Source organism: Streptomyces sp. NPDC013187 (assembly GCF_042899705.1).
GTDB classification, from domain to species: domain Bacteria; phylum Actinomycetota; class Actinomycetes; order Streptomycetales; family Streptomycetaceae; genus Streptomyces; species Streptomyces hawaiiensis_A.
This window is the reverse complement of sequence record NZ_JBIBAF010000009.1, coordinates 302,641-316,121: the sequence shown is the minus strand read 5'-3', so window position 1 is coordinate 316,121 and position 13,481 is coordinate 302,641. Positions and strand designations below refer to the sequence as shown.

Here is a 13,481-nt window from a genome sequence, read left to right as displayed (position 1 = left end):
CGATGACCGCTGAGGAGCAGGCACCGGTGCTGGCGGCCGACGACATCGTCGCCGGTTACGTCCCCGGTGTCGACGTGCTGCGCGGATGCAGCGTCGAGGTGCGGCCGGGCGAGGTGGTCGGCGTGATCGGCCCCAACGGCGCCGGCAAGTCCACGCTGGTCAAGGCCGTTTTCGGGCTGCTGCGGGTGCGCGGCGGGACCGTGCGGCTGCGTGGCGAGGACGTGACCGGCCGGCCCGCGCACGAGCTGGTGCGGCGGGGCGTGGGCTATGTACCGCAGCTTCAGAACGTGTTTCCCACGCTGACCGTCGAGGAGAACCTGCGGATGGGCGTGTACCTGCGGCCCAAGGACCACACGCGGCGGGTCACGGCGATCGAGGAACTCTTCCCCGTGCTGGCCGACCGTCGCAGGCAGAAGGCCGGAGCCATGTCCGGCGGCGAACGCCAGATGCTCGCGATGGCCCGCGCACTGATGATGGAGCCGCAGCTGCTGCTGCTCGACGAGCCGTCGGCCGGCCTGTCACCGCTCCATCAGGACCACGTCTTCGACCGGTGCAGAATGATCAACAGCGCGGGCGTCGCCGTGCTCATGGTCGAGCAGAACGCCCGCAGGTGCCTACAGCTCTGCGACCGCGGCTACGTCCTCGACCAGGGCCGCAACGCCTACACCGGCACGGGCACGGCCCTGCTGCACGACGAGAAGGTGATCGAGCTCTACCTCGGCACGCTCGCCCGCGTCCGTTGACTCCCGCTGTCGGGTTCTCCCGTCACTCCTCGGCCCTGCTGGTCTCGGTACGCAGGGTCTGCAACTTCCCCTCGTCGTCGTAGCCGTACACCTCGATCGTCGCCTGGCCGGGTTCGCCCTTGTCGGTGAAGTCGAGCGGACCGCTCACACCGTCGTAGTCGATGTCCTTGCCGTCGGCGAGAAGCTCCTTGCAGGCGGCGAACGAGTTGCACTTCTCGCCGTCCCTGGTGATCCCGTTCATCTCCTTCACGTACTCGCCCGGGTCGTCGGACTCCGCCTTCTCGGCGGCGAGCGCGATCGTCGTCGCGCAGTCGAACACCTGCGGTGCGAACTGCAGCTCCTTCAGCTTCGGCGCGAACTCCTTCAGCTCCTTCACGTACTGCTCGTTCTCCGCCGAGGCCGGCGCGGTCCCCTTCATGCCGGAGAGCCTCTCCGGCTGGCCGGGGGCGACCAGCGAGGGCAGTTCCTCACTGCGCAGTCCGTCGGCACCGTAGACGCCGATCCGGTCGGGCCCGAGCCCGGACTCGATCATGCCCTGCAGGATCTGGGTGCCTTCCTCGAAGGCGATCACCACGGCGGCGTCCGGCCGGGAGTTCTCCACCTGCTGGACGACCTGGTCGAAGTTGGTCGCCTTCGGGTCGTAGGTCTCCGCGAGCGTCACCGTCGCACCGCGCTCCTCCAGCGTCTTGCGGGTGGCCTCCATCAGGCCGCGCCCGTAGTCGTCCGCCCGAGCGACCAGGGCCACCCGGTCGTGGCCGTCGTCGCGAACGACATCCGCCAGGATGGGCCCCTGCAACGAATCACTCGGGACGGTACGGAAGTAGAAGCCGTCGTCCTCGTAGTCGGTGAAGGTGGGAGCGGTGTTCGACCCCGAACACTGCACGACGCCCGCTCCGGTCACCCGGTCGATGAACGCCAGCGACATACCGGAAGCCGCGGCGCCGACGATCGCGTCCACACCTGCCGCGAGGACCCGGTCCGCCGACTGTGCGGCGACGGCCTCCTGGCCCGCCTCGTCACTGGAGACCACAGCCGGCACGGACTTGCCCAGGACCCCGCCCGCGTCGTTGATCTTCTGTATCGCGAACTTCAGCGACTCGATCTGGGGTGGGCCGAGATAGGCCAGCTGTCCCGTCTCCGGCAGGACGTAGCCGAACTGGAGCTCACCATCGCCCGGCTCGGCCCGGGCCGTGCCCGTCGTACCGCAGACGGCTATCACGAGGGCGGCCGCGCTTGCGAAGATCGCGGACCGCCGTATCGACGCTTTCATCTCCGCCTCCGCTCGTTACAGGCGGCGGGGTCGACAGGCCGGCCCTCCGCCCGCCATCTGTACACGAGCGTAGAACCCATTCGAAGTCCGGAAAAGATGCGAAATGCACACTCTTTCGATTGATTGTGCTTCTCGCCTCGGCCCTGCGCTCCCCCCTCGGGTCGCGCAGGGCCTTGATCATGTCTGGAGACGCTTCCTAGTCGCCTACGGCGACGCGCTCCGCCTCCTTCGGGGTGGACCTGACGACGACGACGGACGGTCCCGCGGACTTCCTCCCACGGCGCGGCCGCAGGCCGGTGAGGGTGATCAGCAAGCCGGCGACGGCGATGCCCGTGGCGACCATGAACCCGGGCCGGTAGCTGTCCAGGACGGCCTGCGGAGTGGGGTCCGCGGGGGCGCCGGCGGTCACCACGGCCGTGACGACGGCCAGGAAGATCGCTCCGCCGACCTGGACGGAGGTGTTGAGCAGGCCGGAGACCATGCCCTGCTCGTGGTCGTCGACGCCGTTGGTGGCCTGGATGTTGAGAGACGGGAAGACCAGGGCGCAGGCGGCCCCGATCAACAGCATGCTCGGAAGGATCACCGCGGCGTACACCGGGTCCAGGTCGACGCGCAGGAACAGCGCGTATCCGAGAACCATGAGCGCGAAGCCCCCCGCGATCAGCCGCTGGGTGCCGAACCGGTCGACGATCGTGCCCACCATCGTTGACGACACCGCCACCAGCGCACCCGCGGGCAGGAAGGCGAGCGCCGTGTGCAGCGCCGACCAGCCCAGTAGTGACTGCATGTAAAGCGTCGCCAGGAACTGGAAGCCGACATACGAGCCGAAGAACGCCATCGCGCCGAGCTGGGCGCGGATCTGGCTGCCGGAGCGCAGCACGCCGAGCCGGATCAACGGTCCCGCCGAGCGCCGCTCCACCAGGACGAACACCGTCAGCAGCGCGGCCACCGCCAGGAAGGACAGCAGGGTGCGGGCCGACGCCCAACCGGCCTCCGGTGCCTGGACGACAGTGAAGACCAGCAGCAGCATCGAGGCGGTGCCGAGGACGGCGCCGGGGACGTCGTAGCCGTTGTGGTCCTTCTTCCGTTCGCTGCGCGGCAGCAGTTTCCACCCGGCGACGAGCGCGATCAGGGCGATGGGTGCGGGCAGCAGCATGGTCAGGCGCCAACTGGCCTCGGTGAGCAGGCCCGAGAGCACCAGGCCCATGGAGAAGCCGGTGGCCGCGCAGGTGGTGTAGATGGAGAGCGCCCGGTTGCGCAACGGGCCCTCGGGGAACGTCGTGGTGATGATCGACAGGCCGGCGGGGGCGGTGAAGGCCGCGCTCAGGCCCTTGATGAAACGGCTGGCGATGAGCAGCGGCCCCGAGTCCACGAGACCGCCGAGCAGCGAGGCGAGTGCGAAGACGCCGAGGGCCACCAGGAAGACCTGCCGTCGCCCCAGGAGGTCGGCGGCGCGTCCACCGAGGAGCAGCAGGCCGCCGTAGCCCAGGATGTAGCCGCTGACGATCCATTGCAGTGCCGAGGTCGACAGGCCGAGGTCGGCGCCGATGGAGGGCAGGGCGACGCCGACCATGGACACGTCGAGGGCGTCCAGGAACATCGCGGCGCAGAGCACGAGCAGGGTGCCCCACAACCGTGGCGTCCAACGCCCTTCGGACGTGGGGGAGATGAGCGGAGAGGTCATGCCGGAGACACTACATGCGTATGCATGAGATGCAACTGCATTTAATTCAGGTGCAACAAACTCGGTTCTCTGTTACGGTGCGGCGCATGACGGCTCAGCAGGCCGAGCAGGCCCTCGTGGCACAGTGGCGGGACATCCTGGCGCTGCACGCGCGGACACAGTGCGAACTCGACCGGGTGCTGCACGGCCACGGCCTGTGCGCCAGCGACTTCGAGGTGCTCGACGTCCTCGCCGGGTGCCGGACGCCGAGGGGCACGCCGTCCTACCGCGTGCAGGAGATCTCCGAGCGGGTCCACCTCAGCCAGAGCGCGCTGTCGCGACTGATCGCCCGGCTGGAGAGGGAGGGGCTCGTCGAGCGCGGCATGTGCTCCGAGGACCGGCGCGGCGTGCAGGTGTGTCTCACCGCCAAGGGGCGCGCGCTGCACGGTGAGGTGCTTCCCGTGCAGCGCGCGGTGCTGGCGAGGGTGCTCGCCGACGACTGATCGCCCGCGGTGCTCTGCTCGAATTGCTGAGGACTGATCGCCCGTCGGTGCTCTGCTCGGATCGCAGACGGACGATCGCCCGTCGGTGCTCTGCTCGGATCGCAGACGGACGATCGCCCGTCGGTGGTCCGGCCCAGCTGCCGTCGTCCTCAGATCGCCGACGTCTCCCGCCACAGGGTGGCGAGCGCCCGGTCACCCGTCGCGGTCGGCAGAGGAGCCCGGTTCCACAGCGCCAGGTACAACTGCTCGGCCGGGCCGGACACTTCGCACTCGGCCTCCCCGGACGCGTCCCGTGTGGTCACGGGTGGCTCCGGCGACAGCCGTACCGTCCACACCGCGCCGGTGTCCTCCGCGCGGATCCGCAGAACGCGCGGCTGCGGGGTGCGTACCCGGCTCCTGGAGCGGGCGTGGAAGCCCAGCAGCAGTTCGTCGATGCCGTCGGTCGCGAACTCGGGGGTGACGGTGGTCGGGACGCCGCCGCGCGCGGACTCCGCGTCCACCCGGTGCACCGCCGTCTCGTGCGCCTGCCGCCGCGCCCAGAAGGCCAGCGGCGACGGCGCGGGCAGGAAGGCGAAGCACTCCACGTCCGGCGAGGCGTCGGCCAGCGTGCGGACGAGATCCCGGTGGCCGGCGCGGTACCAGGCCACGAGCTCCGCGCCGTCCAGGTCGGTGGGCTCGACCAGCGGACGGCGCTCGGTGAGCTGCTCCGCGACGAACGTGGCGGCCCAGCGGTGCACTGCGCCCGTGTGCCGCAGCAGGTCCCGCACCTGCCACCCGGGACAGGTCGGCACCTTCGCGTCGGTCCCGGCCTCCTCGGCGGCCGCGGCCAGCAGCCGGCCTTCCGTCTCCAGTGCTTGAAGGAACTCGGGGGTCTCCATGGCGCCGAGTCTGCCGCATGAAGCGCCCTCCAGGCCCTGGGATTTCCGGAGGCCGGCCGCGGCGGCTACGGAAGCGGCGTCCCGCCCGTCGCGTTGACGATCTCGGCGGTGATGTACGACGCCTCCTGCGAGGCGAGGAAGACGTACGCCGGAGCCATTTCGGCAGGCTGCGCGGGCCGTCCGATGGGGGCCTGCTTGCCGAACGTCTGCGTGTCCGGCAGGGTCGCCGGGATCAGCGGCGTCCACACCGGGCCCGGCGCGACCGCGTTGACGCGGATGCCCTTGTCGATCAGCATCTGCGCCAGCCCCTGCGTGAAGGTGACGATCGCGCCCTTCGTCGTCGCGTAGTCCAGCAGATGCGGACTGGGCTTGTACGCCTGCACCGAGGTGGAGTTGATGATGCTGCCGCCCTCCGGGATGTGCGGCAGGGCCAGCTTGCACAGCCAGAACATCCCGTACAGGTTGGTGCGCAGCACCCGGTCGAACTGCTCGGTGGTGATCGCCTCGATGCCGTCCGGCTGTGACATCTGGTAGGCCGCGTTGTTCACGAGCACGTCGATCCGGCCGAACTCGTCCACGGCACGCTCGATCAGCGCCCGGCAGTTCTCCTCCTCGCGTACGTCGCACGCTACGGGCACGGCACGCCGGCCGGCCTCCTCGACGAGCCGGGTCGTCTCGGCGGCGTCGTCCTTCTCGTCATCCAGATGGGTGAACAGCACGTCGGCACCCTCGCGGGCGAACGCCAGGGCCACCGCACGGCCGATACCGGAGTCCCCACCGGTGATCACGGTCTTGCGGCCCTCCAGCCTGCCGCTGCCCCGGTAGGACTCCTCGCCGTGGTCCGGGGGCGGGTCCATCGGCCCCGTCCAGCCGGGGTGCGGCTGGTCCTGGGAGGGAAACTCCGGGGTCGGGTGCTGCTCTCCTGGGTGCTGCTGTTCGGTCACGGGTCTGCCTCCTTGTGCATGGCGTACGGCCCGGTGATCACAACGGGCGCCGCCACGGGTACCCAGGATCACCGGCATCCCCCATGGCAGCCTCCCCTCCTCAGCCCCCGGCCGCCCGTCGGGCAGCCGCGCCCACCAGCGCACCCACGACCGCGGCCACCGCCGCCAGCACCGCCACACTCGTCAGCGCGGCAGGCAGGGTGAACCAGTCCGCCATGAAACCGATCGCGGGCGGGCCGAGGAGCATGCCCCCGTAGCCCAGGGTGGAGGCCGTGGCCACGCCGCCGGGGCCCGCCAGGGCGCCCGCGCGCTCCACGGCCACGGGGAAGAGGTTCGCGAGACCGAGGCCCGTGATCGCGTAGCCGAGGAAGGCCGCCCAGAGGGAGGGGGCGAGGGCGCCGAGCAGCATCCCGGCCGCCGCGGTGGTGCCGCCGGCGACGACGGTCCGGGTCCGCCCCAGACGTTCCAGCAGCGTCGTGCCGGTCAGCCGTCCCACCGTCATCGCCAGCGCGAAGCACGCGTAGCCCACCGCCGCGGCGCCCGCCGAGGCGTGCAGGTCCTGTTCGAGGTGCAGGGCGCCCCAGTCGGCCAGCGCCCCCTCGCCGTACGCGGTGCACCCCGCGATCAGCCCGAAGACGATGACCAGCCCCCGGGTGCGGCGGTCCGGGCGGCGCGGGGAGCCCTCGGCGGGCAGCCCCCTTTCCGGCGGCGGCTCGTGCCGCAGGAGGGTGGGGCCCGCCGCGGCGGTCACGAGCAGGCCGACGACCGTGAGAAGCAACAGGTGCCGCGTGGGGGAGAGGGCCCCCGCGACCAGCCCGCCCAGCCCCGCCCCGACCATGCCGCCCAGGCTGAACGCCGCGTGGAAGCTCGGCATGACCGGCCGCCGCAGCGCGGCCACGAGTTCCACGGCCGCGCTGTTGAAGGCCACGTTGATACCGCCGTAGGCGGCCCCGAAGAGCAGCAGGACCAGGCCCAGTGCGAGCGCCGAGTGGGTCAGCGGGGGCAGGGCGACGCTGAGCGAGAGCAGGACCGCGCAGACGACGGTGACCCGGTGGTTCCCGAAGCGGCGGCACAGGCGGCCCGTGAGCGTCATGGTGATGACGGCCCCGGCGGAGACGCCCAGGAGGGCGAGGCCCAGGGCGCTGGCCGAGGCGCCCGTCCGGGCCTTGATGGCCGGGATGCGCACGACCCAGCCCGCGAAGACGAAGCCGTCGAGGGCGAAGAAGACGGTCAGGGCGATCCGGAGCCGGGTCAGGGAGCTGCTGTTGCCCGGCACGTCCCTGTGCGATCGGGGTTTGTTTAGTTGCGGCACAAACTGAGGCTAGGTGGGTGCGGGGTCGAGGACAAGGTGCGACTCTGGGACGAGACCCGTCCGCCGAGGGGCGGACGTACCCGCCGAAGGAGCGCAGGAGGGCACATGGGACGTGACGTGCCGGCCCTGGTGTTCACCCGGGAGGACCGCCGTCGGTACCGCGAGAAGATGCACACCGACCTCGAGGTGCTGGCCCGGATGCTCAGCGAGTCCGGCTTCGAGAGCGAGCGCCCTCAGGTCGGGCTGGAGATCGAGCTCAACCTCGTGGATGACGAGGGGCTGCCCGCGATGCGCAACACCGACGTGCTCCAGGCCATCGCCGATCCCGCCTGGTCGAGCGAACTGGGCCGCTTCAACCTGGAGATCAACATCCCGCCCCGGCTGCTCACGGCCGGCGGCCCGGGCTCGTGGGAGCAGGCGATCCGGGACGCCCTCAACCACGCCGAGGACCGTGCCGCCGCGGTGGGCGCGCACCTGATCATGGTCGGCATCCTGCCGACCCTGGGCGAGTCGGACGTCAGCGAGTCCGCCCTCTCCGGCGACCCTCGCTACCGCCTCCTCAACGAGCAGATCTTCGCGGCCCGGGGCGAGGACCTGCGGATCAAGGTCGACGGAGTGGAGCGGCTGTCGACGTACGCCGACACCATCACTCCCGAGGCGGCCTGCACCAGCACCCAGTTCCATCTCCAGGTCGACCCGAGGGAGTTCCCGCACTACTGGAACGCGGCCCAGGCCATCGCGGGTGTGCAGATCGCCCTCGCGGCGAACTCACCCTTCCTGTTCGGCAAGGAGCTGTGGCGCGAGACCCGCATCCCCCTGTTCGAGCAGGCCACCGACACCCGCCCCGAGGAGATCAAGGCCCAGGGCGTACGGCCCCGGGTGTGGTTCGGGGAGCGCTGGATCACCAGCGTCTTCGACCTCTTCGAGGAGAACGTGCGCTACTTCCCCGCCCTGCTGCCGCTGTGCGAGGACGAGGACCCGCAGAAGGAACTGGACAGCGGCGGCGTTCCCCAGCTGGGCGAACTGACCCTGCACAACGGCACGATCTACCGCTGGAACCGCCCCATCTACGCCGTCACCGAGAGCGGCCCCCATCTGCGCATCGAGAACCGGGTCCTGCCCGCCGGTCCCACCGTGGCCGACATCATCGCCAACGGCGCCTTCTACTACGGCCTGACCCGCGCCCTGGTCGACGAGGACCGGCCGGTGTGGTCGCGGATGTCCTTCTCGGTCGCCGAGGAGAACCTGCACACCGCGGCCCGGGACGGCATCGACGCCCGCCTGTACTGGCCAGGCGTGGGCGAAGTGCCGGTCACGGAACTGGTGTTGCGGCGTCTGCTGCCCCTGGCCCACCGTGGCCTGGAGCTGACCGGCATGGACGCCGCATGGCGCGAGCCCCTGCTGGGCATCATCGAGCAGCGCTGCGTCACCGGCCGCAACGGCGCCCTGTGGCAGGCGGAGATGGTGCACCACCTGGAGAAGGCCGGCATCTCCGACCGGCGGGAGGCACTGCGGCAGATGACCAGGACGTACATGGACTACATGCACATGAACGCGCCCGCGCACACGTGGCCCGTGGACTGACGTCACTCCTGTCGGCCGCGCCACCGCGCCGCACTCGTCAGGGGCACGGCCTCGGGCACCTTCGCGGACGTCGTCAGCTCGATCCGGCGGCCCTCGGCCGCCGAACGCAGCAGCGCCGTCATCGTCTCCAGCACGTGCAGGGCGAGTTCGCCGTTCGCGCGCGGCGCCCGCTCGCCGTCGGTGGTGAGGAAGTCGAGCAGGCCGACCCCGCGAGCCCCGTCCGCGTAGCCCGCCGACATGGGGAGGGTGCGCCAGCGGGTGTCGCCGAGCGCGTGGAGGCGTACCTCGCCGTCGAAGCGGTTCGGATCGGGGACCGAGAGGCTGCCGCTCTCGCCGTGGACCTCGATGGGTGCGGCCGTGGTGGCCACGCCGTCGAAACTCGTCGTGAGCGTCGTCAGCGTCCCGTCCACGTGCTCCAGCACTCCGGAGACGTGGCTGTCCACCTCGACCGGTATGCGCTCACCGGCGCGCGGACCGGATCCGATGACGCGCTCGGCCCGCGGCCGCCCGGCCGCCCCGGTCACGGCGCGCACCGGCCCCAGCAGATGCACCAGGGACGACAGGTAGTACGGCCCCATGTCCAGCAGCGGGCCACCGCCCGCCGTGTAGTAGAAGTCCGGGTTCGGGTGCCAGCGTTCATGGCCCGGGGTCACCATCACCGCCGTGGCGAACTGGGGGCGCCCGATGGTGCCCGCCTCGACGGCCGCCCGCGCGGTCTGAAGTCCCGTGCCCAGCACGGTGTCCGGCGCGCAGCCCACACCGCTGCCCGCCTTCGCGGCGGCTTCCAGGACGGCCCGGGCGTCCTCCAGGCCCGCGGCCAGCGGCTTCTCCCCGTAGACGTGCTTGCCGTGCCGGATCGCCCCGAGGGCTATCCCGGCGTGCGCCGCCGGCGTGGTCAGGTTCAGCACCGTGTCCACGTCCGGGCTGCTCAGCAGCTCCTCGACCGTCAGGGCCCGGGCGCCGGGCAGTTCGGCGGCGGCCGCTGCCGACCGGGAGGCATCGAGGTCGGCGACCGCCGTGATCCGCACCGCGGGATGGCCGGCGAGCGTGTCCAGGTACGCGCGGGAGATGACGCCGAGCCCTACGACCCCGACACGGTGCGCGTCGCCCACAGCATGCCCCTCTCGACGATGGTGCGGACGTGGGGGTTCTCCAGCACGTCGACGCTGTGTCCCGGCGTCGTCACCACGATCCGCCCGGCGCCCCACCGGCGGGTCCAGACCGCCGGGGAGGTGACCGGCCGGTGCCAGGGCTGCCACGGCCGGGTGGGGTGCGTGGTGGTGGCCAGGACGTCGATGAGGTCGTCGTGGAGAACCCAGTACTGCTCGGTGTCCAGCGTGAAGTCCTCGACGCCGGCGGTGATCGGATGCGCGCGGCCGGCCTCGGTCAAGGTGATGGTGTGGGGCAGGAAGTTGTCCGCCGCCTCGCCCCGCCGCTCGCACGGCTCCTTGCCGGGGTGCGTGGCGAACTGGCCGCCGACCAGGTGCAGATAGTCCGAGGAGGAGCGGAACGAGTCGGCGATGCCACCGTGCCAGCCGGTGAAGCCGGTACCGGCCTCGACCGCGGAGCTCAGCCCCGCCAGCTGATCGCGCGTGATCTCCGACATCGTCACGCACTGCACGACCAGGTCGGTGGCGGCCATCTCGGCGCCGTCCGCGTAGATCTCGGTCGACTCCTCGACCCGGACCGCGAATCCGTTGTCCCGGAGGAAGGGCAGGAACAGTTCCGTGGCCTCGACCGGCTGATGTCCTTCCCAGCCGCCTCGGACCACCAGGGCTCTCTTCTGCGTCATCGTGATCTCACTATGCGCCGGGCGCCCGCGATCGGAAAAGAGGGCCGGACCTCACGAAAGTTTCGCGCCGGCGGCCCGCGCCGACACCATCCAGCACGCTGCGGTGTAACGGACTTCCGCGCCCCGCACGAAGGGCTCGAAGGCGGGGCGGACCACCTCGACGATCTCCGCCCGGGTCCGCTCGTCGGCATCGGGCAGGACCGTGCCGAGCGGACCGAGCCGGCTGAAGTACGTGACGAGGTCCTTCTCGGGCAGGGTGCAGACCACGTCGACCGGCTGGATGTCGATCCCGGCCCAGCCGCTCTCCGTCAGAACGCCGTGGACCCGCTCCGGGTCCGCGAACGCGAACTGGCCCGGCTCGTCGGGCCGGCGCGCGGGAAGCTCCGGCAGGAACGGGGCCGCGGCGCGTTCCGCCGTCGTCATGAACGGGTTCTCCTCGGCCCCCCGCCACACGACGCAGCGCAGCCCGGCCCCGTCCCTCACCGTGCTCCGGAGATTGGCGAAGGCCCGCACGGGGTCGCTGAAGAACATGACGCCGAAGCGCGAGACGACCGCGTCGAAGGCGGCCGGTTCGAACGCGTACTCCTGCGCGTCGGCCTGGACGAAGGACGCGGGTACGCCCTCGCGTTCGGCGAGCGCCCGGGCCGCCTCGATCATCGGGCCGGAGATGTCGACCCCGACGCAGTGACCGGCCCGGCGTGCGACGGCCCGGGTGAGGCCGCCCGTGCCGCAGCCGACGTCGAGCACGCTCGCCGCGTGTTCGGCGGCCACGGCATCGACGAGCAGCTCCTCGATGGGCCTGAACATCCCGTTCAGCACCTCCTGGAGATCCACCCAGGCGTTGCCGGCTGGCCCGTTCCAGCGGGCGGCCTGCTCGTCGTAGGACCCGTGTGCGGCATTCATCGTCGTTTCTCCCTCGGCTCGCCTTCGTCCCGCTTGTCTTCGTCGGGACGGGATGACAGCGTTCTACTTCAAGTCGACTTGAGGTCAAGACAATGACAGACCTGGACATAGCAGAAGTGGCGCACCGCGCCGGAGTTCCCGCTTCCACGCTGCGGTTCTACGAGGAGAAGGGCCTGATCGCCTCCACCGGCCGGCGCGGCCTGCGGCGCCAGTACGACAGCGGGGTGCTGGAACGGCTGGCGCTGATCGCGCTGGGGCGCACGGCCGGGTTCTCGCTCGACGAGATCGCGCGGATGTTCGCGCCGGACGGCCGGCCGCGGATCGACCGGCGGGTGCTGTCGGCCAAAGCGGAGGAACTGGACCGGAAGATCCGCGAACTGGGCGCCTTGCGTGACTCCCTGCGGCACGCCGCCGCGTGCCCCGCGCCCAGCCACCTGGAATGCCCCACCTTCCGCGGCCTGATCGACGCGGCGGCGTCCGGCGGTGTCGTGGCGCCGGGAAGACGGCCGCCCGAACGCCGTTGATGGGCCGTCGCCGCTCTTGGTCCAAAACTGGGTCGTCCTTTGCCCGATCCCCGGCGCCGCGTGCCTAGCCTCGGCTGCGAACTCCGGGAGGCCGCCGTGCTGAAGACCGTGAAGGGCCAGGCATCGGGTCTGACCAAGGACCAGCGCAACGCTTTCGTGGCCGCCTATCTCGGCTGGGCGATGGACGCGTTCGACTACTTCCTGGTCGTGCTCGTCTACAGCGAGATAGCCGACGACTTCCATGTCTCCCTCACCGACATGGCCTTCCTCACCACCGCGACCCTGGTGATGCGGCCGGTCGGCGCGCTGCTCTTCGGCATGTGGGCGGACCGCCGGGGCCGCCGCGTCCCCCTCATGGTCGACGTCGTCTTCTACTCGACCGTCGGCTTCGCCTGTGCCTTCGCGCCGAACTACACGGTGCTGCTGGTGCTGCGCCTGCTCTACGGCATCGGCATGGGCGGCGAGTGGGGCCTGGGCGCGGCCCTCGCCATGGAGAAGATCCCCACCGAGCGGCGCGGCTTCTGGTCGGGACTCCTGCAGAGCGGCTATTCGCTCGGATATCTCCTGGCCGCCGTGGCGTTCTTCGTCATCGAGCCGGTCTTCGGCTGGCGCGGCCTGTTCGCGTTCAGCCTGCTGCCCGCCCTGGTCGCGCTGTGGGTGCGCAGCGGGGTGGAGGAGAGCGAGGTGTGGGAGAAGAGCGTCGCGCTCAACCGCACCCCCGCGCACCAGGTGTTCAAGAACCCCGCGGTGCTGCGTCGCTTCGTCTACCTGGTCGCGCTGATGACCGCCTTCAACTGGATGTCGCACGGCACCCAGGACATCTACCCGACCTTCGTGAAGAAGGGCCTCGACCTGTCGGCGAACACGTCGATCGCGATCGCGGTCGTCTACAACATCGGCGCCATGATCGGCGGGGTGCTGCTCGGTGCGTACTCCGAGCGGCTGGGCCGCCGCCGGACCATCATGATCGCGGCGGCCGGGGGGCTGGTGGTGGTGCCGTTCTTCGTGCTGTCCACCACCGTCGGATGGCTGATGCTGTCGTCCTTCCTGATGCAGGTGTGCGTGCAGGGCGCGTGGGGCGTCATCCCGGCGCACCTCACCGAGATGAGCCCGGACGCCGTGCGGGGCTTCTACCCGGGCGTCACCTACCAGCTGGGCAACCTCATCGCCGCGCTCAACCTGCCGATCCAGGAGGCCCTCGCCGAGCGCCACGGGTACCCCTCGGCGATGGCGTGGACCATCGTGCCCACCCTGGCCGTGGTGATCCTGCTGAGCGCGCTCGGCAAGGAGGCCAAGGGGATCCGCTTCGGGAGCGGCTCGGCGGCGGCGCCCAGCGGTGCGGCGGCCGGCACGGCGCAGTCGTGA

Annotated in this window: 13 protein-coding genes; 5 read left to right on the top strand and 8 right to left on the bottom strand. The window is 71.0% G+C overall.

What is annotated here, in order from left to right; genetic code table 11:
- The first annotated feature begins 2 nt into the window (after nucleotides 1-2).
- Nucleotides 3-743: an ABC transporter ATP-binding protein gene (locus tag ACFY5B_RS21355; RefSeq protein ID WP_389971429.1), complete on the top strand. Its 741-nt coding sequence runs from the start codon at nucleotides 3-5 to the stop codon at nucleotides 741-743.
- A 22-nt stretch (nucleotides 744-765) separates the two neighbouring features.
- Here the strand turns inward: ACFY5B_RS21355 and ACFY5B_RS21350 are convergent, their stop codons facing one another.
- Together ACFY5B_RS21350 and ACFY5B_RS21345 are read right to left on the bottom strand one after the other, a co-directional pair.
- Nucleotides 766-2,013: an ABC transporter substrate-binding protein gene (locus ACFY5B_RS21350; RefSeq protein ID WP_389971427.1), complete on the bottom strand. Its 1,248-nt coding sequence runs from the start codon at nucleotides 2,011-2,013 to the stop codon at nucleotides 766-768.
- A 196-nt stretch (nucleotides 2,014-2,209) separates the two neighbouring features.
- Nucleotides 2,210-3,697, bottom strand: a complete 1,488-nt coding sequence (locus ACFY5B_RS21345) for an MFS transporter (protein WP_389971425.1) — start codon at nucleotides 3,695-3,697, stop codon at nucleotides 2,210-2,212.
- A gap of 86 nt (nucleotides 3,698-3,783) precedes the next feature.
- Here ACFY5B_RS21345 and ACFY5B_RS21340 point away from each other — a divergent pair, with 86 nt between their 5' ends.
- Nucleotides 3,784-4,179 carry a MarR family winged helix-turn-helix transcriptional regulator gene (locus ACFY5B_RS21340; protein WP_389971423.1) on the top strand — a complete coding sequence of 132 codons (396 nt, stop codon included), beginning with the start codon at nucleotides 3,784-3,786 and terminating at the stop codon, nucleotides 4,177-4,179.
- A 149-nt stretch (nucleotides 4,180-4,328) separates the two neighbouring features.
- Here the strand turns inward: ACFY5B_RS21340 and ACFY5B_RS21335 are convergent, their stop codons facing one another.
- From ACFY5B_RS21335 to ACFY5B_RS21325, 3 genes are all read right to left on the bottom strand, one after another.
- Nucleotides 4,329-5,057, bottom strand: a complete 729-nt coding sequence (locus ACFY5B_RS21335; protein ID WP_389971421.1) for a maleylpyruvate isomerase family mycothiol-dependent enzyme — start codon at nucleotides 5,055-5,057, stop codon at nucleotides 4,329-4,331.
- Between the two features lie 65 nt (nucleotides 5,058-5,122).
- Complete coding sequence (locus ACFY5B_RS21330; RefSeq protein ID WP_389971419.1) at nucleotides 5,123-6,001, bottom strand: SDR family oxidoreductase; 879 nt, start codon at nucleotides 5,999-6,001, stop codon at nucleotides 5,123-5,125.
- Between the two features lie 100 nt (nucleotides 6,002-6,101).
- Complete coding sequence (locus tag ACFY5B_RS21325; RefSeq protein ID WP_389971417.1) at nucleotides 6,102-7,277, bottom strand: MFS transporter; 1,176 nt, start codon at nucleotides 7,275-7,277, stop codon at nucleotides 6,102-6,104.
- 141 nt (nucleotides 7,278-7,418) lie between these two features.
- On the opposite strand from ACFY5B_RS21325, the gene ACFY5B_RS21320 reads away from it, so the two are divergent.
- Entirely contained in the window at nucleotides 7,419-8,897 is a 1,479-nt protein-coding gene (locus tag ACFY5B_RS21320; RefSeq protein ID WP_389971415.1) for a glutamate--cysteine ligase, read from the top strand.
- A gap of 2 nt (nucleotides 8,898-8,899) precedes the next feature.
- On the opposite strand, the gene ACFY5B_RS21315 is transcribed toward ACFY5B_RS21320, so the two are convergent.
- From ACFY5B_RS21315 to ACFY5B_RS21305, 3 genes are read right to left on the bottom strand one after another with little or no spacing between them, the layout of a single operon-like run.
- Nucleotides 8,900-10,009, bottom strand: coding sequence for a Gfo/Idh/MocA family protein (locus ACFY5B_RS21315; protein WP_389971414.1), 1,110 nt, complete (start codon nucleotides 10,007-10,009; stop codon nucleotides 8,900-8,902).
- Nucleotides 9,979-10,689: a ThuA domain-containing protein gene (locus ACFY5B_RS21310; RefSeq protein WP_389971412.1), complete on the bottom strand. Its 711-nt coding sequence runs from the start codon at nucleotides 10,687-10,689 to the stop codon at nucleotides 9,979-9,981. The genes ACFY5B_RS21315 and ACFY5B_RS21310 overlap by 31 nt, the downstream gene beginning before the upstream one ends.
- Before the next feature lie 51 nt (nucleotides 10,690-10,740).
- Nucleotides 10,741-11,592, bottom strand: coding sequence for a class I SAM-dependent methyltransferase (locus tag ACFY5B_RS21305; RefSeq protein WP_389971410.1), 852 nt, complete (start codon nucleotides 11,590-11,592; stop codon nucleotides 10,741-10,743).
- 92 nt (nucleotides 11,593-11,684) lie between these two features.
- On the opposite strand from ACFY5B_RS21305, the gene ACFY5B_RS21300 reads away from it, so the two are divergent.
- Complete coding sequence (locus ACFY5B_RS21300; RefSeq protein WP_389971408.1) at nucleotides 11,685-12,116, top strand: helix-turn-helix domain-containing protein; 432 nt, start codon at nucleotides 11,685-11,687, stop codon at nucleotides 12,114-12,116.
- Nucleotides 12,117-12,212: 96 nt separating this feature from the next.
- Nucleotides 12,213-13,481 carry an MFS transporter gene (locus ACFY5B_RS21295; protein WP_389971406.1) on the top strand — a complete coding sequence of 423 codons (1,269 nt, stop codon included), beginning with the start codon at nucleotides 12,213-12,215 and terminating at the stop codon, nucleotides 13,479-13,481.